Genomic DNA, 18300 nt, shown 5'->3' with positions numbered 1-18300 from the left:
GCAGGCGCCGACAGCGCCGGCCACGGTGCGAAGTTGTGCGCGGCGGCCGCGTCGGCGTGATCAGCCGAGTTGCGCCAGCGCCTGCGCCAGGTCGGCCTGCAGGTCGGCCACGCCTTCCAGACCGATCGAGAAGCGCACCAGATGGCCCGGCAGCGCCGAGCGGTCGCTGCGCATCGCGTCCAGCTCGTACGGCACCACCAGGCTCATCGGCCCACCCCAGCTGTAGCCGATGCGAAACAGCCGCAGCGCGTCGACGAAGGCATCCACCTGGGCGCGCCGCAGGGCCGGATCGAGCAGGATCGAGAACAGCCCCGCCGCCGCGGTGCAGTGGGCGGCCCAGTGCCCATGCCCCGGCGCGCCCGGCAGCGCGGGATGCAGCACCCGCGTGACATGGCGCTGCGTGCCCAGCCAGGCCGCCAGCTGGCGCGCCGCGGCGTCGTGCGCGTGGTAGCGCAGCGCCAGCGTGGGCAGGCCGCGCAGGATGAACTCGACATCGTTGGCCGCCACGCCCAGGCCCAGCTGGCCGTGCAGCTTCAGCAGCTTCAGGTGCAGGGCCTCGTCGCGGGTGATCACCGCGCCCATCAGCACATCGGCGCCGCCCGAGGGGTACTTGGTCAGCGCATGCATCACGATGTCGACGCCGAAGTCGAAGGCGCGGAAGGCCAGGCCGGCGCCCCAGGTGTTGTCGAGCGCGGTGAGCACGCCACGCGCCTGGGCCGCGGCCACCAGCGCCGGCAGATCGGGAAACTCCATCGTCACCGAGCCCGGGGCCTCGATCCACACCAGCTTCGTGCGCTCGGAGATGCGCGCGGCCAGGTCGGCCGGGTTCATCGGGTCGTAGGTCTGGTGCGTGATGCCCCAGCCCGACAGCACGCTGGCCGCCATGTCGGCCGACGGGCCGTAGACATTGGCCGGCAGCAGCACCTCGTCGCCCTGCTTCAGCAAGCCCAGATTCACGTTGGTGATGGCCGCCAGCCCGCTGGGCGACAGGATGCAGAAGCGCCCGCCTTCCAGCGTGGCCAGGCGTTCTTCCAGCTGGTAGGTGGTGGGCGTGCCACGCAGGCCGTAGGTGTAGCCGGTCTTGGCGGTGTAGCTGCGCCCGCGCAGCGCGGCCACGCTGGGAAAGATCACCGTGGAGGCCTTGAACACGCCCGGCGGCACGGCGCCCCAGCCGGCGGGCGCCTGGTAGGGGTGGTGGACCAGTTGGGTGATCAGGTCGTCGGAGTCGCTCATATCGGCAGTGCCAGGAGGTCGTGGCCTTCGACGGCCAGGATGCGGGCCTTGGTGAACTCGCCCACCTTCAGCGTCTTGCTGGCCTTCTCGGGCGGCAGCAGGCGCACGGTGCCGTCGATCTCGGGCGCATCGGCAAAGCTGCGGCCGCGGCCGCCCTTGCGGCCCAGCGCCGGCGCATGGTCCACCAGCACCTGCATGGTGGCGCCCACACGGCGCGCCAGGCGCTGGATCGACACCTCTTCGGCCACCGCCATGAAGCGCGCGCGGCGCTCCTCGCGCACCTCATCCGGCAGCGCACCCGGCAACTCGTTGGCCGTGGCACCCTTCACCGGCGAGTAGGCGAAGCAGCCGGCGCGGTCGATCTGGGCCTCGCGCACGAAGTCCAGCAGGTGCTGGAACTCGGCCTCGGTCTCACCGGGGAAGCCGGCGATGAAGGTGCTGCGGATCACGAGATCGGGACAGGCGGCGCGCCAGGCCAGCAGGCGCTCGAGGTTCTTCTCGCCCGAGGCCGGACGCTTCATGCGGCGCAGCACGTCGGGGTGGCTGTGCTGGAAGGGCACGTCCAGGTAGGGCAGGATCTGGCCCGAGGCCATCAGCGGCAGCAGCTCGTCGACATGCGGGTACGGATAGACGTAGTGCAGCCGCACCCAGGCGCCATGCTTGCCGGCCAACTCGGCCAGCGCGATGCACAACTCGGTCATGCGCGTCTTCACCGGGCGGCCGTCCCAGAAGCCGGTGCGGTACTTCACGTCCACACCGTAGGCGCTGGTGTCCTGGCTGACCACCAGCAGTTCCTTCACGCCGCTCTCGAACAGCGCCTGCGCCTCCTTCAGCACATCGCCCACCGGGCGCGAGACCAGGTCGCCGCGCAGGCTGGGGATGATGCAGAAGGTGCAGCGGTGGTTGCAGCCTTCGCTGATCTTCAGATACGCGTAGTGCTTGGGTGTGAGCTTGATGCCCGCCTCGCCGCGGAACAGCGCGCGCTGCTCGGGCACCAGATCGACGAAGGGATCGTGCGGCTTGGGCACATGGGCGTGCACCGCGTCCATCACCTCCTGCGTGGCATGCGGGCCGGTGACGGCCAGCACCTTGGGGTGCACGGCGCGCACCAGGTTGCCGCTGCCGTCATCCGTCGCCTTGGCGCCCAGGCAGCCGGTGACGATGACCTTGCCGTTCTCGGCCAGGGCCTCGCCGATGGTGTCCAGACTTTCCTTCACCGCATCGTCGATGAAGCCGCAGGTGTTGACGATCACCAGGTCGGCGCCGGCGAAGGTCTTGCTGGTGACGTAGCCCTCGGCGCTGAGCTGGGTGAGGATCAGCTCGGAATCGGTCAGCGCCTTGGGGCAACCCAGGCTGACGAAGCCGATCTTGGGCGGCGCGCCGGTGGTCGTGCCGGCGGCGGCGGGGGTATCGGGGGTCTCTTGCATCCCCCGATTGTCGACGAAGCCTGAGCGCCGGGCCGCCCCAAGCCGGGCGAAGACCCGCCCGGCGGGTGGCGACGGTACGCCGTCGCCGGGTGCCGCAGGTTCAGGGCTTTTTCGCGCCGAAGCCGGGCATGCCGGGGAACAGCGATCCGCTCTGGATCTGCTCCTGCATCTGCACGAACAGGTTCTTGCTCTGCTCGAGGTAGTTGCCCATCAGGCCCTGCATCAGCGGCGCCTGGCCGCTCATGAACTGGCTCCACATCTCGGGCGTGAAGGCCTTGCCGTCGTACAGGCCCTTGCTCTGCTCGGCGAAGCGCGCCTGCAGGTCGACGAAGGTCTGCAGGTTCTTCTCGAGGTACGAGCCCATCATGCCCTGCATGGCATGGCCGTAGAAGCGGATGATCTGCGCCAGCATCGTGGTGCTGAACATCGGCATGCCACCGGTCTCTTCTTCCAGGATGATCTGCAGCAGGATGCTGCGGGTGAGGTCGTCGCCGGTCTTGGCGTCGCGCACCTCGAAGGCTTCGCCACCCAGCACCATGCCCTTCACATCGGCCAGCGTGATGTAGCTGCTGGTGCGCGTGTCGTACAGGCGGCGATTGGGGTACTTCTTGAGGATGCGTGGGCCGCCATCGGCGGGGGCCTGCGCGCCATCGGATGTGGCGGCGCGGCGTTGGGCTGGCATGGGGTCGAACTCCTTGTGCACTGCGGCAGATTCTAAGGAGCCCCCATGGTGCACTGCCGCAGGGCTTACCCCGTCCGGTTGAACCCGCAAGCACAGCGGCGCGGCCGTCACCTGGCCGGCCGCGCCGTCCCAGGCCGGATCAGAAGCGATGACGCGCACCCACGCTGTAGCTGGTGCCGCTGCTGCTGCCGCTCAGGCGGTCGCTCATGGCCACGGCGTAGACATCGGTGCGCTTGGACAGGTAGTAGTCGTAGCCCACGCTGTAGGTGCTGCGCTTGGCGCCGGTCTCGGGCTTGATCTGGCCGAACTGCAGCAGCGCGCTGCCCTGCGGCGTGATGCGCCAGGCAGCGCCCAGATCGGTGAGCTTGTAGTCGATGCCGGTGGTCTTGTTGTCCACCTTGCCGTACTGGGCGTACAGGCGCACCGGGCCGAAGGCGTACGAACCGGCCAGCTGCCAGGTGGTGGTGTCGGCCACGGTGGCGCCCTTCTCCACCTTCTGCCAGGTGCCGCCCAGCGCCAGATCACCCGCGGCGTAGTGGCCGGCCAGGCTCATGTTGCGGCCGCCATTGCCCTCGCCCAGCGCGCCCATGGCGGTGGCGGTGAAGCCACCCAGCTTGGGGCTGACGTACTTGACCGAGTCGCTCCAGCCGGTATCGCCCGTGGTGGTGCCGCTGGTGAAGTAGTGGCGGATGCTGGGCGAGTAGCCGAACGAGTCGCCGAAGGCATTGAACTGCAGCGTCTGCACGAACAGCGAGGTGGTGTTGCGGCCGACGGTCAGCGTGCCCAGGTTGTTGCTCAGGCCCACGTAGGAGTTGCGAGCCCAGTACGTGTCACCATCGAAGCGGCCTGCCGCGCCGGTGTCGTTGCGCATGAAGCTCTCCAGCACGAACAGCGCGAACAGGCCGTCGCCCAGGTCTTCCTGGCCCTTCAGGCCCCAGTAGCTGGTGGTCATCTTGCCGCTGTCCACGTTCTTGATGGCCTTGGCGCCGGGCGACTGGCTGCGGCCGGCCGACATGTCGATCAGGCCGTACATCGAGACCGTGGATTGGGCGGCGGCGCTGCCGGCCAGGGTGGCCAGGGCCAGGGCGGCCATCAGGGGGCGCAGGGCGATGCGTTGCATGGAGTTTCTCTTGCTCGGGGATGGGAGGGAGGTCGTCACCCGGCGTCGAGGCCGGGCGTACCCCCAGCGGTTAGCAAGCCACATGCCCTGGCACGGATGCCCAGCGCAGCACCGCCGCGGCGCATGCGCCCCGCCGCGGGGCGCGCCATGCCCCACGGGGTAGCCCGTGCACCGACAAGGCGCCCGGACCCGATCGGCCCATACCGCGCACGAAGCTTGCTGATGGCTCGGGCACACACCGGTCACGCCGGCGACCGACACATCCGCCGGTTGCGCCGGTTGCGCCGGCCCATGCTCTCAACGCCCACCGATCTCAGGAGCTCTCCCGATGGCCCGCCCCCTCTCCCGCCGCCTGGCGCTCGTCGCCGCTCTGGCCGTCACGCTGGCTGCGGCCCTGCCCGTCCGGGCCCAGGCGCCGGCCCCGATCAAGTTCCAGCTCGACTGGCGCTTCGAAGGTCCGTCGGCCTTCTTCCTGCATCCGGTGGCCAAGGGCCTGTTCGCGGCCGAGAAGCTCAACGTCACGGTGGATGCCGGGAACGGCTCGGCCAATGCGGTGAACCGCGTGGCCTCGGGCACCTACGACATGGGCTTTGCCGACCTGGCGGCGCTGATGGAGTTCCACGCCAACAACCCCACCGCGCCCAACAAGCCGGTGGCGGTGATGATGGTCTACAACAACACGCCGGCGGCCGTGCTGTCGCTGAAGAAGACCGGCATCAAGGCGCCGGCCGACCTCACCGGCAAGAAGCTGGGCGCGCCGGTGTTCGACGCCGGCCGCCGCGCGTTCCCGGTGTTCGCCAAGGCCAACGGCGTGGGCACGGTCAACTGGATCAGCATGGAGCCGGCGCTGCGCGAGACCATGCTGGCCCGCGGCGACGTGGACGCCATCACCGGCTTCAGCTTCACCAGCCTGCTGAGCCTGGAAGCCCGCGGCGTGAAGCCCGAGGACGTGGCGGTGATGCCCTACCCGCAGTTCGGCGTGAAGCTGTACGGCAACGCCATCATCGTGGGCGAGGAGTTCCTGAAGAAGAACCCTGAAGTCGTGAAAGCCTTCCTGCGTGCCTTCGCCAAGGGTGCCAAGGCGGTGATCGCCGATCCCAAGGCCGCCGTGGCCCTGGTGAAGGAACGCGACGGCATCGCCAATGCCGAGCTGGAAGAACGCCGCCTGCGCATGGCCATCGAGTCGTCGATCGCCACCGCCGATGCCAAGGCCGAGGGCTTCGGCGATGTGAAGCTGCCGCGCCTGGCGCTGATGGCCAGCCAGGTGGCCGATGCCTATGCCACCAAGGGCCGCATCAACCCCGACGCGGTGTGGAACGGCAGCTACCTGCCGCCCGCCGCCGAGCGCGACATCTTCGCCGTGGCCAAGCCGGCCAAGAAGTGATGGACACCGCCGTGCCGGGCAGCAGCCCGTTCGTGCACTTCAGCGACGTCTGGCTGGCCTACAACGACGAGTTGCTGGCGCAAGGCAAGTTCGCCGTCGAGGCCATCGACCTGCAGGTGCGCGATGGCGAGTTCATCGCCATCGTCGGCCCCTCGGGCTGTGGCAAAAGCACCTTCATGAAGCTGGCCACCGGCCTGAAGCGGCCCAGCCGCGGCACGGTGACGATCGGCGGCCAGCCGGTGACCGGCCCGCTGAAGATCACCGGCATGGCCTTCCAGGCGCCCAGCCTGCTGCCCTGGCGCACCGTGGTGGCCAACGTGATGCTGCCGCTGGAGATCGTGGAGCCGCACCGCAGCCAGTTCAAACGCAAGAAGGCCGAGTACGAAGCCAAGGCCCGTGCGCTGCTGCGCAGCGTGGGCCTGGGCGGCTACGAGGACAAGTTCCCGTGGCAGCTGTCGGGTGGCATGCAGCAGCGCGCCAGCATCTGCCGCGCGCTGATCCACGAGCCGAAGATGCTGCTGTTGGACGAACCCTTCGGTGCGCTGGACGCCTTCACGCGCGAGGAGCTGTGGTGCGCGCTGCGCGACCTGCAGGCGGCGCAGAAGTTCAACGTCATCCTGGTCACGCACGACCTTCGCGAGAGCGTGTTCCTGGCCGACACGGTGTACGTGATGAGCCGCAGTCCCGGCCGCTTCGTCGTGCGGCGCGAGATCGAGCTGCCGCGTCCGCGTGATCTGGAGATCACCTACACGCCGCAGTTCACCGACATCGTGCACGAGCTGCGCGGCCACATCGGTGCCATGCGCAAACCGGTGGGTGGGCAAGGTGCGGAGGTGGCGCAATGAGCTCCAGCAAACGCCTCGAAACCATGGCGCCTTGGCTGCTGCTGACTGCGGTGATCCTGCTGTGGCAGGCGCTGTGCTCGGCCTTCAACGTCAGCGAGTTCATCTTCCCCAGCCCGGTTCGCATTGCCCAGCAGCTCAACGAGTTCAAGGGAGAGATCCTCAAGCACGCCTGGCGCACGTTGTGGGTCACGCTGGCGGGCTTCGGCATCGCCATCGTCATTGGCGTGCTGCTGGGCTTTCTGATCGGCAGCTCGCGCCTGGCCTATGCCGCGGTGTACCCGCTGATGACCGGCTTCAACGCCCTGCCCAAGGCGGCCTTCGTGCCGATCTTGGTGGTGTGGCTGGGCATCGGCATCGGCCCGGCCATCCTCACCGCCTTCCTGATCAGCTTCTTCCCGATCACCGTGAACATCGCCACCGGCCTGGCCACGCTGGAGCCCGAGCTCGAAGACGTGCTGCGCGTGCTGGGCGCGCGCCGCTGGGACGTTCTGGTGAAGGTGGGCCTGCCGCGCAGCATGCCCTACTTCTTCGGCAGCCTGAAGGTGGCCATCACGCTGGCCTTCGTGGGCGCCACAGTCAGCGAGATGACGGCCAGCAACGAGGGTATCGGCTACCTGCTGGTCAGTGCCGGCAGCAGCATGCAGATGGGCCTGGCCTTCGCCGGCCTGGTGGTGGTGGGCGCCATGGCCATGCTGATGTACGAGGCCTTCTCGGTGCTGGAACGGCGCATGACCGGCTGGGCGCATCGGGGGTCGCAGGCGGGGTGAGTCTGAAGCGTCGAACAGTGCGCTTGCGTGACTGCCATGTGCGGCGTCAACGCACCGTCACTGGATGTTGAACCCCTGTGCGAGCCTGCGCGCGCGACGTGCATGGCCCGTACCTGACGATTGCTGGCCTATTGCAGGGGCTGGCCTTGCGTCATGCGGACGCCGCCGCTACGCTGGTTGCGCTGACGGTGATGGGGGTTCCGACAGACCATGTGCCAACAAGCCGACGACCTGATCCGCATCCACGGCCGCACTTACAGCGTGATAGGCCGACCACTGGACGGCGCGGACAGCCCCACCATCAAGCATCGCCTGGGCGAACTCCGCAGCTACCGGTCTAGCTTGTATCGCGGCTACCGATGCACCTGGGAAATCCGCGCCGGCCGTCTGTGGCTGGCGGATTGGTACGGCATGACTGCCGATGGCGACGTTGGCCTGGGATGGCTGTTCCCTGGGGCTCCCGGCCCCGTTCACGCGACGTGGTTCACGGGCGAGCTCGTGACCGGCCGGGGCAAGGCAGACCAGGTGGGCATGTACCTGCGCGGCTGGCCGTACTACCGGACGTATGACGTTCAGGCGGGTGAAGTGCTGGGCAGCACGCTCAAGGACGACAGGGCCGCGTTCCGGGCCGGGGCCGCGCGGCATCGCCGCATGTGGGAAACCCTGGACGCACTGGATGCCGCTGAAAAGAAGCTGCGGACTTGACCGCGCGTCACCTGCGAGGCCGCAGGTGGCCGCCTGTCGCCCAATTTGATCCACTGCAGTGACCACTGACCGATGGCAGGGGGCCTGAGGCAGTCACCCGCCAGCGGCTGGCAGTCGAGGCAACGAAGGATCCGGGACAGTCAGGCATCACGCGCCTGAAACACCTTGTCAATCAACAACCTGTCCGAAACGAAAAAGCCCCGAGGTCTTTGGAACCTCGGGGCTTCACGGGTCTGCTACCGATCGGTATGAAACCGAATTTGGTAGGCGCGATTGGACTCGAACCAACGACCCCCACCATGTCAAGGCGCTCCGGCACGGAGGAAAGCCACTGCTTTCCCTTGAAAATCAAGCACTTAGCTCGCTTCAAGCAACCCGGATTATACCGGTGCAACCGGTCGGAGTGGCGGAAAAATGGCGGAGAGAACGCCGGTCGCTACGTCGTCACGGCGCGAATTCTTATACCGGGCCTACCCGAATAAACTGACGACGTTGCTGGACGTGCAGGAGCCTCCTGAAGCTACCTGGAGGGCATCCTGATACCGCGCCCTGCAACCTGACGCCTCGGGCTTCACCGAGGGTATGACGCTGCTGCCAGGCATCACGCCTGCGCGAGCAGAAGACGCCGAAGCCGGCTGGTAGCCGCCGGCTTCACCACGCTTCGAGCACCGGGCCCGACACCCCGCCCACCGCTCGTCGTACCGACGCATGCCGGGTCCCCGGACCCGCCGGCGGTGTTGCGTTCGTCCATCTTCGTCATGCCCAACCTGAAGACTTCATCGGCCGCTACAGGCCTGGAATCTCGCACCCTCTCGCTCCTCTCCACCCGATATCCAGCCGTCGTCGATCTGGTCGATGCCGCCCGGGAATGCGCCCGCGCGCATCAGACGCTGCTCAATGAGCTGAGCGCCGGCCGTTGCCGGCTGAAGTGTTTCAAGCAAGGCCGCCGCTGGTACGTGCGGCTGGTTGATCTTGCGGACTACATCGATGCCGGCGCCTCGACGACATCAGTGAGCAAACCGACACCGCCCCGTAGGCGCGGGCGGCCAACCAAGGCAGAGCAGATCGCCCGCCGGCTCGGACTCGGCACGGAGGTACGGTGACATGCGAACAGAAGCCGACCTGCTCGTCGTCACCCAGCTCATGAGCGAGATGCGGCCGCCTCTGACGGCCGACAGCATGTGGTCGCACCTCTTCAAGGAGCACGTGCGAACCAAAGGCATTCGGGAGATTGGCCCTCTGGCCTTCACCACCCTCGAGGTGATCCGGGTACACGTGAACCTGAACACCGGGGTGTCCATCGTCGCTCAGCAAACCATCGCAGACCTGATCGGCGTCAGCGTCCGCTCGATCTCGAGGGCGATCAACAGGCTGCGCGACCACGACTATCTGGTGGTGGACAACATCCCCGGACGCAAGACCCTGCAATATCGGCTGATTGAACGCTTCAGCCTCAAAGACTCGACTGGTACGGCCGTCGCCAGCGTGCGCTGGGTTTATCACCCTCAGCAGGTTGCCGGCCTTCAGCAAGTGTTGCGGGGACTGTGCGAGACAGGGTGCGTAGAGGGCGAACAACGGCTGCGCTTCCAGCCGCTCCAGATCACGGTCAACGTCGTCAACGGGCCTCAGGTCAACGTCGGCACGGTGAACGTGACCAACATTGGTGCCGCGACGGCGCGTTATCCACAACCGGACATCCGTGTCCGGTAAAAAGTTGTCCACACGACACCCGTGTCGTGCATCTCGCGTTTGACCAGACATGGGTGTCGTGGGACATGTCCACAACCAGACACCGGTGACCGGTCAAGGTGGCAGGAACATGACATGGGTGTCCGCCATAAGAGACAAGAATTTTTAAAACGGAGATTGAGAACCCAGCGCGCGGCGGAGTTGCCCGGCAGTCAGCGGCTGCTCGAATGCGGCATCAGATCCCGGCGCTGATCGAAGGAAGCCTCTTACAAGCTGGGCGCACTTTTCACGGCTGGGACATCGCAGTTCACCCCATCCCCCCGCCCTTCCCCTGCCCGGGGAAGGGAGCGAGTCGCCCTCAGGCGGCAGGAGGCCGGCCACAGGCTACGCCTGCATCCCGCCTCCGACGCCGCGAGCGTGCTCGTCGATCGCCCCGCGTCAAGGCAACCGCTTCGCGGTGGCCTGCGGCCAGCCTTGACCCGTGCCGCTCGCCGGCTGCAGGATGCCCCTGGCAGACCATGCTCGTTTCAGGAAGCATGGTCGCGCTGGAAACGAGCATGGCGCGCGGAACGCGCAATTGGTGAGGACATGAGGAAAGAACTGACCGACAGAACCCTGTTGCCGGCAATGAGGTCGAGCCTGAATCGGATCGACAGCATTGAGTCCGGGATCGCAGCATCGATCGACCACTTTGCTGACGCGGTGGGCGCGAAACTCCGCAGCGCCATCGAGCACAGCACACGCCACGCAGAGGCAGCGGCCGATAAGCGTTCCCCGTATCCAGACGACGGCCCCGTCACAAGGTAACCGCCCCGTGCACCTGGAACGAGGCCGTTGCGGCACGACGGGGGTTGTTGAACATTGCCAATTACGGCACCGGCATGGGCTACCCCAAGGCGCGTTGTGCGTCCATCATGCGAAGTCGCTCGGGAGGCCTGTCGCTGGGTCAAATCCGGCACGCTCCAGATGCTCGGCAATCGTCGCATCATCAAGCAGCCATCGGCGAGCCAGTGCCAGTGCATCGTGCATGCCCCGGACCAGGGGCATGGTCTCGCCAAACAGCACCACGTCGCCGACGCGGTTCAGCAGGTTCACGTACAGCAGCTCGTCGGGCGCATCGGGCATCGGACCGCACTCGCAGCAGACCGGGTAGACGGCGCCGATCCGCTCGACACGAATCTCACCTTCGTTGCCAGGCTCTGTGACCCTGAAACGCGCCGTCATCGCGTCACGGCGCCGTCGTGCGGTGACGGGCGCACCAGAGGACTGCAAGGCGGCGAGCGCCTTCGCGAAGGGCACAGCCTGGAAGGTGGGGCGCATCGACTGCGGCGTTTTCATGTCGCCATAGACCAGCCAGAGATTGGGCTCTGCGTGATCGCGCCATGGCACCAGGTCGAGAAAGTCGTTCAGGTATCTGAGCTGTCGATCGACGAGCGCCTCGTACCCAACGCCCGGTGTGCGAGGCACGAAAACCAGCGCCTGGTGGCCGAGCTTGGCGGCACGGGCCAGGGACTCGGCCTGGATGCGGGCGTATCGGCCGTCCTTCTCTGCCCACTCCACCTCGCCGACGAGGGACACCAGGTCCGTCGCGGCCGTGTTCTGAAGCCGCCATCGGAGACGAAAGTCGGCGACATGCTCACCGTGCGCGGCCTTGCCTCGCAGCTCGGGCTCGGTCTCGTAGCGGACCAACGGACCATCGATGCCTGACGGCAGAAGGCTCCGACTCCATTGGATCGACCAGGCCAGACAATGAATGGAAAATACATCGTGGAATTGAGGACGACCGGCTGTCAGTTCCAGGCTGCGGTACGCCCGAAGCCCATCGGCCGTCACGCCGGCGGCCATCAGACGGGCTTTGCCTTTGACTTTGAGGAAGAAGGCATCCCCAAGCCCACCGGGCAACCGTACCGAACCGAGTTGCTTGTCGGCCAGCAAGCGCCGGCAACTGCGGGAGACCTGGTTAAAGTCGGCCGTGGTCCTGGCCCTGAGCAGGACGGCGACCTCGGGCGATCGCAGCAGCCTGAACCGATTGATCAGGTTGAGGATGCGGAGGTCGCGCTGTTCGCCAAGCTCGTTGGCTTGGCTGCGCAGGGCGGGCCTGGTAGACCCGGGAAGTGGTGGTGTTTGCGTGGTCATGGATGGCGTCCTCGAAGGTTGAGGGCCATCTATTTACTCCACGGGCCAAAGTATAAATTTCGTGGTCTTCTCGCTGTTGGCCGCCCCCAACGGCCCCATCAACACGCCTCCGAATCGGCTTCCCACGCCCCGCCTGCGGCGGTCTCCGCTGGACGCGGAGCAAGGCGTGGCGCGGGCTGGACGCCCGCGACCGATCCGGCCAACCTGTTGGCCGCCCCTCCCCTCACCAACAGGTACAGGACGCCGGCTTGCGCCGGCGGGCAACCGCCTTCGCCGGCTGCGCATGGCCCCGCTCGGTACCCGATCGGCCCCCTGCTTGGTCCCGCTGCCGCAGGACTCGCCCCTGAGACGGGGCGACCACGAAGGCGGTTGCCCGCCGGCCCAATCCAACCTGTCCGGAGGCGGGGCGGCGGGCTTCGCCCCCACCCGGCTAACGCGCGCTGGGGCGCGCTGCGGTCGCGGCAAGCGCGACCGCTACGCCGGGCGGCTCCCCCGCGTCCGTGCCCTGGGGGGCACGGATGCTCGCCCTGCACGGGCTCGCACCCGCTTTCGCGGGCGCATGTCTGGCGTCTCCTGGCATGTTTGGCCCGACTTGAGTTCGCCCGCCCTTTGCACATGTGCAACTGGCAATGTGCCAATGAACAATGTGCAATCGACATTGGCACTGGATGCATGGCAATGGTCGAATGGCCAATGAACAATGTTGAGCCCGGCACCAGCATGGCCGCAGTACAAGGAGACCCGATGGAAGCAATGCCCGGCCACAACATCGCACCGTCGATCTCGCACGAGACCTGCGTGATCGCCGAGTTCTCGACCGACCTTGCAGGCCTGGCCGACTATCTGGACGCCGTGGCCAGCGATGGGGATGCGGAAGAGATGAGGCTTGCCTTGCGCCGCGCAGCGGCAGCTATCCGGCTTGGGATCAATGACAAGACGGGCTCGGCCGGCTGACCAGCCAGAGTCAGACCGGGTTGCCGTACACGTCGGATGCCACGCCGTCCAGGTCGTGGCTGTAGATGCCCGCCAAGGGATCGTCGCCGTGGTGGGAAATCACCGGCGATGAGCAATCGCCATGCTGCGGGAACACGGAGGGCACGTGACGCGCGGTAGTCCATTGCGCAGTTCCTCGGCGGCCCCGGCCCAGCAGGTCAGCAAAGATGTCCTTGAAGACCTCATGCAGCATGATCAACCCCCTTCACCCTGCCTGGCGGCGGGCCTCAGCGCCTTGACCGGCACCCACAGTTCGGAGACCTGATCGCCCGATGTCCGCTGCACCTTGGCCAGCGGCGGCTTGATCTCGACGATCAGGCCCTGTGCCGCGCTGTCGCCAACGTTGAACACCTTGGGGTAGCCCCACGCCGTCAAGATCGCTTCGGTGCCGGTCAGATGCTCCATCGCAACAACGGGCACCTGGTCCTTGGCGCGGTAGACGACGCCACGCGACACCTGGATGCCGAACATCGGCGACGCGCCTGCTGCCTCGGCTTTCGGATGGCACGCCAGCCGCTCGACGTTCACCACCGGGTCGTTCAGCGGGTAGCGGACCGCCTTGCCTGCATTGGCCAGGCAGAAGGCCCTGAACCAATCGGTCGCGGCCATGGCCATCCTGCTGCGCACGCTGTCGCTGCTGGGTGATGTGAGGTCCAGGATGCCGCCACCGCTGCGGTGCAGGGTCATGGCCGGGGCCGCTCCGGGCCTGGCCGGCACAAACTGGATGGTGTCGGCAGCGAAGGCGAGCTTGACGAAGTCCAGGTAGTCGAGGGTGGCGTTCTTCGCGATCAGTTCGGCGCGCTCTTCCTTGTTCGAGCAGAGGAAAGTGCCGCCCCCGTTGCCAACGCACCACGGCGACGGCAGGTCGAATGCGAGCGCAGGTAGCGACCACGCCATGGCGCCGAGGGCCAGCACGAGCGGGGCCGCAGCGAGGCTGAGATTCGGGGGCGAGGTGGTCATGCGCATCAAGACGTGAAGCAAACTCCGTAGATGCAAATCTAGCAGATCGCGACGCTGACGGCATGTCAGCGAAGCCCAAACCACCCACTGCCTTGCCCTCACAGGGTGACCTGCGGGGTGTGCTGGCCTACAACGTTCGCTTGCTTCGGGTGCAGAAGGAGTGGTCGCAGGAAGACCTGGCCATGGAGTGCGACCTGGACCGCACCTACGTGTCAGCCGTCGAGCGCTCGCGCTGGAATATCTCGCTGTCCAACATCGAGCGGCTGGCTCTGGCACTCGACACTGAGCCCTGGCGCCTGCTTCATCCGCCACCGACGCCGTGACCCTCCCCGAACAGTCTGCAACAGCCCCGCCCTCGCGGGGCTGTTGTCATTCCGGCTCCCGTTTTTCGGCAACGGATTGACAAACTGCCGAAATATCGCAAACATAACAAACATGACATCCGAGAACGATCTGCCTGCCACCCTGCGCACGCTGCGCGCCACCCTCAACCTGACCCAGGAGCAACTGGGCGAGCGGTTGGGCGTGTCCTTCGCCACCGTCAACCGGTGGGAGGGCGGGCTCTCCAAGCCGCAGAAGGCTGCTGCCGCCGCGATCCAGGCGCTGGCCGTGGAGGCCGGCATCGCCCCGGAAGAACTGAATTCCCAGGCTGCCGCCGTGGAAGTAAGCCGCCGCCGGGCGCGATCGCCGAAGTCCGGCGACCAGGCGCTGACCACCAAGCCCATGGAACAGATGCTGTGGGATGCCGCGTGCTCGATCCGGGGCGAGAAGGACGCAGCCAAGTTCAAGGACTACCTGCTGCCGCTGGTCTTCCTGAAGCGCCTGTCCGACGTATTCGACGATGAGGTGAACCGCCTGGCCGAGGACTATGGCGACAAAGCCACCGCGCTGGAGATCGCCGAGGCCGACCACTCGCTGCTGCGCTTCTACCTGCCACCCGAGGCCCGCTGGGGCGTGATCAGTGGGCGCGAAGCCTTCGACTGGCCGCTGGACGACAAGGGCCGCAGCACCGCACCCAAGGACGCCGGCGAGCACCTTACCCGCGCTCTGCGCGGCGTCGTCAAGCACAACCCCAGCTTGTCCGGTGTGATCGACGTGGTGGACTTCGCCGCCGAGCGCAACGGCGAGCGCGACATCAACCCCGCCAAGCTGCGCGAGGTGATCGAGACTTTCTCAGACCCGCGCTACCGCCTGGGCCTGGCCGATGTGCAGCCCGACTTCCTGGGCCGGGCCTACGAGTACCTGCTGCGCAAGTTCGCCGAAGGCTCAGGCCAGAGCGCCGGCGAGTTCTTCACCCCGACCGAGGCCGGCTTCCTGATGGCGCACCTGCTGCGCCCCCGTCCTGGCGAAACGTGCCACGACTTCGCCTGCGGCTCTGGCGGCCTGCTGATCAAGCTGCAGCTCGTCTCGCGCGAGCTGGACCCGATGGCCAAGGTGCCGCTCAAGCTCTATGGGCAGGAGCTGGAGGGCGCCAGCTACGCCGTGGCCCACATGAACGCCAAGATCCACGACATGGACATCGAGCTGGCGCGGGGCAACAGCATGCTGAACCCCAAGTTCCGCACGCCGGACGGCCGCATCCAGGCCTTCGACATCGTGATCGCCAACCCGATGTGGAACCAGCCGTTCGACGCGGACACCACCTTCGCCAACGACCCCTATGACCGCTTCCGCACAGCCGGCGGCATCACCAGCGGCAAGGGCGACTGGGCCTGGCTGCAGCACACGCTGGCCTGCCTGAACGACCACGGTCGCGCGGCCGTGGTGCTGGACACCGGCGCGGTGACGCGCGGCAGCGGCTCCAAGAACGAAGACAAGGAGCGCAACATCCGCAAGTGGTTCGTCGAGCAAGACCTGATCGACGGCGTGATTCTGTTGCCCGACAACCTGTTCTACAACACCACGGCGGCCGGCATCATCGTGCTGCTCAACAAGCGCAAGCCCGCCGCGCGCCAGGGCCGCATCGTGCTGCTGAACGCCAGCAAGCGCTTCAAGAAGGGCAAGCCCAAAAACTACCTGCCCGAAGACGCGATCCGGCCGCTGGCTGCGATGTACCTGAAGGGCGAAGTTGTTGAAGGTGAATTGACTGTCATCACGCAGGCTCAGGCGGCGGAGGCGGACTACAACTTGAGCCCGAGCCGGTGGGTTGAAACCATCGGAGGTGAAGGCGGGCAAAGCCTGGCCGATTTGCTGGCTCAGTATGAGGCACTTTCTCTGCGCGAGAGCGAACTGTCTGCGAGCGTCGATGCAGTGCTCAAGCAGCTCAAGGAGCTTGCCCGATGAGCCCGGCCCCTACTCGCCGCCTCCGGGATCTTTGCGAACTCATTTCTATCCAGGTGGATCCTGCGGCCACACCCAACGCCGCCTATGTTGGGCTTGAGCACGTACCCTCCGGTCGCTTTTGGACTTCACGGCAAGGGCTCGCGCAGGATGCACAAAGCTCAAAGTTCGAGTTCGCCGAAGGCGATGTGCTGTACGGGAAGCTGCGCCCCTATTTGGATAAGGCAGTGATTGCGGCGAGCACCGGCGTTTGTACCACTGAGCTTCTCGTACTGCGGCCACGCCCTGGCGTTCCATCGACGTACCTCGCGGCAGTGGTGCACGCGCCTGACTTCACAGAACATGCAATGTCTGGCGTTACCGGCGCTCATCACCCAAGGACATCCTGGCACCATATTTCTGATTTCGATCTGCCGGGCCATAGCATTGATCAGCAGCAGCGGATCGGCAGTGTCCTGACACGAGTTCAGCGGCTGATTGAGTGCGTCGAAATTCAATCGACGACAGCACTTGACATCAAGTCGCACGCTATGAGTGCGCTTTTCAGGCAGGGCCTTGTCAAGGCCGCCTTGAGGGAAAGCGAGATCGGACAGATCCCTTCTCACTGGCAAGTACTGCCCCTCGGTAGTCTGGGCCGAGTGGGAAATGGCTCTACGCCGAAGAGAACAGTTGGCGCGTATTGGAACGGCGGGCACTATCCCTGGCTGACGAGCGCCAAGGTGTACGACCGTGACATCATTCGTGGTGACGAGTTCGTTACGGACACTGCGCTTCGGGAATGCCACCTTCCCAAGGTTCAGCCTGGCGCGCTGCTGATGGCTATCACTGGCCAAGGCAAAACGCTGGGACATTGCGCCGTTCTCCGCACGGAGGCCACCGTTAGTCAGCACGTGGCATATGTGCAGACCGACACGACCCGCGCGAATCCTGCCTTCCTGCGTGGCTACCTGGAAACGCAATACGACTATCTGCGGCAAGTCGGCGCAGGTGGCGGAAGCACCAAAGGTGCGTTGACCTGTGCGTTCCTGCGCAGCTTGCCCGTTCCCTTGCCGCCGTTGGACGAGCAGAACGAAATCGCGGAAATCCTCGACGCCATCGACGCCAAGATCGCTCTGCATCAGCAGAAGCGGGCCGTGCTGCAAGAGCTGTTCAAGGCCCTCCTGCACAAGCTGATGACCGGCGAGATCGATGTCAACGATCTGGATCTCAGTGCACTGGACCGCGAGGTCGAGGTGGCGGCATGAGTTTCGACGCATGCCTCAGCGGTTCACGCTTCCTGGCCTTCTTCGACGAGTGCGGCGATCACTCGCTGGTGAAGATCAACCCGCAGTTGCCGCTGTTCCTGCTGTGCACGGTCATCGTGGATCGGCAGGCCTACGCAGAGCACGTGATCCCGGCCATCGGCGCCTTCAAGCTGCGCTACTTTGCCCATGAGGGCATCAACCTGCACAGCCGGGACATCCGCAAGGCAGAAGGGCCGTTCACCATCCTGCAGAACGCGGCCGTCCGCGAGCGGTTCATGACTGAGCTGACCGAGTTGATCGCCGGCATGCCGGTCACGGTGTTCGCCACGGCCATCAACAAGAACGGGTTCGTCGCGCGTTACGGCCACGAGGCCCGCAACCCCTACGACGTGGCACTGGAATACAGCTTCGAGCGGGTGCTGCACTTCATGGAGGCGCAGGGCGAGGCGCACCTGCCGGTGATCGCCGAGGCGCGCGGCAAGCAGGAAGACGACGCACTGCGCGCCAGCTTCTACAACCTGCTGAGCCAGGGCACTTACTACAACGGGGCGGAGCGCTTCCGCAAACTGGTGTGCCCCATCAGCTTCCGGCGGAAGAACGACAACATCGCCGGCATCCAGCTCGCCGATCTGTGCGCCCACCCGATTGCGCGCCAGGTGCTACGGCCCGGCGAGGCGAATCGAGCCTATGAGGTCGTGGCGCCCCACATCTACCAATCCGGCCGGGTGAACGGGCTGAAGGTGTTCCCCAAATGAAAACGGACGCCGCCGGTTTCACCAGCAAACGTCCGCCGATCGGGCATTCCCGATCCAAAGCGGAGTTTACACCAGACGGT

At 66.2% G+C, this 18300-nt stretch carries 18 protein-coding genes; 11 read left to right on the top strand and 7 right to left on the bottom strand.

The window, feature by feature from the left end:
* Positions 1–60 precede the first annotated feature (60 nt).
* The 4 genes from AACH10_RS18030 to AACH10_RS18015 form a co-directional block, all read right to left on the bottom strand.
* The gene (locus tag AACH10_RS18030; protein ID WP_341411874.1) at positions 61–1233 is read right to left on the bottom strand and encodes a PLP-dependent transferase; all 1173 of its coding nucleotides are present in this window, start codon (positions 1231–1233) and stop codon (positions 61–63) included.
* On the bottom strand, positions 1230–2660 hold the full coding sequence (gene rimO, locus AACH10_RS18025; protein ID WP_341411873.1) for a 30S ribosomal protein S12 methylthiotransferase RimO: 1431 nt from the start codon (positions 2658–2660) through the stop codon (positions 1230–1232). Before rimO ends, AACH10_RS18030 begins: the two co-directional genes overlap by 4 nt.
* 100 nt (positions 2661–2760) lie before the next feature.
* Positions 2761–3342 carry a polyhydroxyalkanoate synthesis repressor PhaR gene (phaR, locus tag AACH10_RS18020; RefSeq protein WP_341411872.1) on the bottom strand — a complete coding sequence of 194 codons (582 nt, stop codon included), beginning with the start codon at positions 3340–3342 and terminating at the stop codon, positions 2761–2763.
* Between the two features lie 139 nt (positions 3343–3481).
* Complete coding sequence (locus tag AACH10_RS18015) at positions 3482–4462, bottom strand: porin (protein ID WP_341411871.1); 981 nt, start codon at positions 4460–4462, stop codon at positions 3482–3484.
* Between the two features lie 328 nt (positions 4463–4790).
* Here AACH10_RS18015 and AACH10_RS18010 point away from each other — a divergent pair, with 328 nt between their 5' ends.
* The 6 genes from AACH10_RS18010 (at position 4791) to AACH10_RS17985 (ending at position 9873) form a co-directional block, all read left to right on the top strand.
* A complete protein-coding gene (locus AACH10_RS18010; RefSeq protein ID WP_341411870.1) occupies positions 4791–5846 on the top strand; it encodes an ABC transporter substrate-binding protein in 1056 nt (351 codons plus the stop codon).
* Complete coding sequence (locus tag AACH10_RS18005) at positions 5846–6691, top strand: ABC transporter ATP-binding protein (RefSeq protein WP_341411869.1); 846 nt, start codon at positions 5846–5848, stop codon at positions 6689–6691. Before AACH10_RS18010 ends, AACH10_RS18005 begins: the two co-directional genes overlap by 1 nt.
* Positions 6688–7458 (top strand): ABC transporter permease, encoded by a 771-nt coding sequence (locus tag AACH10_RS18000; RefSeq protein WP_341411868.1) that lies wholly within the window; start codon positions 6688–6690, stop codon positions 7456–7458. The genes AACH10_RS18005 and AACH10_RS18000 overlap by 4 nt, the downstream gene beginning before the upstream one ends.
* A 210-nt stretch (positions 7459–7668) precedes the next feature.
* Entirely contained in the window at positions 7669–8163 is a 495-nt protein-coding gene (locus AACH10_RS17995) for a hypothetical protein (RefSeq protein ID WP_341411867.1), read from the top strand.
* A 758-nt stretch (positions 8164–8921) separates the two neighbouring features.
* The gene (locus AACH10_RS17990; protein WP_341411866.1) at positions 8922–9266 is read left to right on the top strand and encodes a hypothetical protein; all 345 of its coding nucleotides are present in this window, start codon (positions 8922–8924) and stop codon (positions 9264–9266) included.
* A 1-nt stretch (position 9267) separates the two neighbouring features.
* Positions 9268–9873 carry a helix-turn-helix domain-containing protein gene (locus AACH10_RS17985; RefSeq protein WP_341411865.1) on the top strand — a complete coding sequence of 202 codons (606 nt, stop codon included), beginning with the start codon at positions 9268–9270 and terminating at the stop codon, positions 9871–9873.
* Positions 9874–10764: 891 nt separating this feature from the next.
* Here AACH10_RS17985 and AACH10_RS17980 read toward each other — a convergent pair.
* Positions 10765–11988 carry a hypothetical protein gene (locus AACH10_RS17980; RefSeq protein WP_341411864.1) on the bottom strand — a complete coding sequence of 408 codons (1224 nt, stop codon included), beginning with the start codon at positions 11986–11988 and terminating at the stop codon, positions 10765–10767.
* A 672-nt stretch (positions 11989–12660) separates the two neighbouring features.
* Here AACH10_RS17980 and AACH10_RS17975 point away from each other — a divergent pair.
* Positions 12661–12942, top strand: coding sequence for a hypothetical protein (locus AACH10_RS17975; RefSeq protein WP_341411863.1), 282 nt, complete (start codon positions 12661–12663; stop codon positions 12940–12942).
* Between the two features lie 10 nt (positions 12943–12952).
* Here AACH10_RS17975 and AACH10_RS17970 read toward each other — a convergent pair whose 3' ends face one another.
* Entirely contained in the window at positions 12953–13174 is a 222-nt protein-coding gene (locus AACH10_RS17970) for a hypothetical protein (RefSeq protein WP_341411862.1), read from the bottom strand.
* 2 nt (positions 13175–13176) lie between these two features.
* Positions 13177–13941 (bottom strand): hypothetical protein, encoded by a 765-nt coding sequence (locus tag AACH10_RS17965; protein WP_341411861.1) that lies wholly within the window; start codon positions 13939–13941, stop codon positions 13177–13179.
* A 92-nt stretch (positions 13942–14033) separates the two neighbouring features.
* Here AACH10_RS17965 and AACH10_RS17960 point away from each other — a divergent pair, with 92 nt between their 5' ends.
* Genes AACH10_RS17960 through AACH10_RS17945 form a run of 4 tightly spaced genes read left to right on the top strand, consistent with a single transcriptional unit; the run spans position 14034 to position 18220 of the window.
* Positions 14034–14264, top strand: a complete 231-nt coding sequence (locus tag AACH10_RS17960; protein ID WP_423228624.1) for a helix-turn-helix domain-containing protein — start codon at positions 14034–14036, stop codon at positions 14262–14264.
* A gap of 43 nt (positions 14265–14307) precedes the next feature.
* Positions 14308–16224, top strand: coding sequence for an N-6 DNA methylase (locus tag AACH10_RS17955; protein WP_341411859.1), 1917 nt, complete (start codon positions 14308–14310; stop codon positions 16222–16224).
* Positions 16221–17465: a restriction endonuclease subunit S gene (locus AACH10_RS17950; protein ID WP_341411858.1), complete on the top strand. Its 1245-nt coding sequence runs from the start codon at positions 16221–16223 to the stop codon at positions 17463–17465. The genes AACH10_RS17955 and AACH10_RS17950 overlap by 4 nt, the downstream gene beginning before the upstream one ends.
* On the top strand, positions 17462–18220 hold the full coding sequence (locus AACH10_RS17945) for a DUF3800 domain-containing protein (RefSeq protein WP_341411857.1): 759 nt from the start codon (positions 17462–17464) through the stop codon (positions 18218–18220). Before AACH10_RS17950 ends, AACH10_RS17945 begins: the two co-directional genes overlap by 4 nt.
* Positions 18221–18300 lie beyond the last annotated feature (80 nt).

Origin of the sequence: Pseudaquabacterium inlustre (assembly GCF_038066595.1) — a bacterium.
Taxonomy (GTDB): domain Bacteria; phylum Pseudomonadota; class Gammaproteobacteria; order Burkholderiales; family Burkholderiaceae_C; genus Pseudaquabacterium; species Pseudaquabacterium inlustre.
The sequence above is the reverse complement of the archived record's forward strand: the minus strand, read 5'-3'. Positions and strand labels throughout refer to the sequence as shown.

What these genes read in the sequence shown, in the direction of transcription:
- AACH10_RS18030 (WP_341411874.1), bottom strand. Translation starts at nt 1,233, where the DNA reads ATGAGCGACTCCGACGACCTGATCACCCAACTGGTCCACCACCCCTAC.
- rimO (WP_341411873.1), bottom strand. Translation starts at nt 2,660, where the DNA reads ATGCAAGAGACCCCCGATACCCCCGCCGCCGCCGGCACGACCACCGGC.
- phaR (WP_341411872.1), bottom strand. Translation starts at nt 3,342, where the DNA reads ATGCCAGCCCAACGCCGCGCCGCCACATCCGATGGCGCGCAGGCCCCC.
- AACH10_RS18015 (WP_341411871.1), bottom strand. Translation starts at nt 4,462, where the DNA reads ATGCAACGCATCGCCCTGCGCCCCCTGATGGCCGCCCTGGCCCTGGCC.
- AACH10_RS18010 (WP_341411870.1), top strand. Translation starts at nt 4,791, where the DNA reads ATGGCCCGCCCCCTCTCCCGCCGCCTGGCGCTCGTCGCCGCTCTGGCC.
- AACH10_RS18005 (WP_341411869.1), top strand. Translation starts at nt 5,846, where the DNA reads ATGGACACCGCCGTGCCGGGCAGCAGCCCGTTCGTGCACTTCAGCGAC.
- AACH10_RS18000 (WP_341411868.1), top strand. Translation starts at nt 6,688, where the DNA reads ATGAGCTCCAGCAAACGCCTCGAAACCATGGCGCCTTGGCTGCTGCTG.
- AACH10_RS17995 (WP_341411867.1), top strand. Translation starts at nt 7,669, where the DNA reads ATGTGCCAACAAGCCGACGACCTGATCCGCATCCACGGCCGCACTTAC.
- AACH10_RS17990 (WP_341411866.1), top strand. Translation starts at nt 8,922, where the DNA reads ATGCCCAACCTGAAGACTTCATCGGCCGCTACAGGCCTGGAATCTCGC.
- AACH10_RS17985 (WP_341411865.1), top strand. Translation starts at nt 9,268, where the DNA reads ATGCGAACAGAAGCCGACCTGCTCGTCGTCACCCAGCTCATGAGCGAG.
- AACH10_RS17980 (WP_341411864.1), bottom strand. Translation starts at nt 11,988, where the DNA reads ATGACCACGCAAACACCACCACTTCCCGGGTCTACCAGGCCCGCCCTG.
- AACH10_RS17975 (WP_341411863.1), top strand. Translation starts at nt 12,661, where the DNA reads ATGGCAATGGTCGAATGGCCAATGAACAATGTTGAGCCCGGCACCAGC.
- AACH10_RS17970 (WP_341411862.1), bottom strand. Translation starts at nt 13,174, where the DNA reads ATGCTGCATGAGGTCTTCAAGGACATCTTTGCTGACCTGCTGGGCCGG.
- AACH10_RS17965 (WP_341411861.1), bottom strand. Translation starts at nt 13,941, where the DNA reads ATGACCACCTCGCCCCCGAATCTCAGCCTCGCTGCGGCCCCGCTCGTG.
- AACH10_RS17950 (WP_341411858.1), top strand. Translation starts at nt 16,221, where the DNA reads ATGAGCCCGGCCCCTACTCGCCGCCTCCGGGATCTTTGCGAACTCATT.
- AACH10_RS17945 (WP_341411857.1), top strand. Translation starts at nt 17,462, where the DNA reads ATGAGTTTCGACGCATGCCTCAGCGGTTCACGCTTCCTGGCCTTCTTC.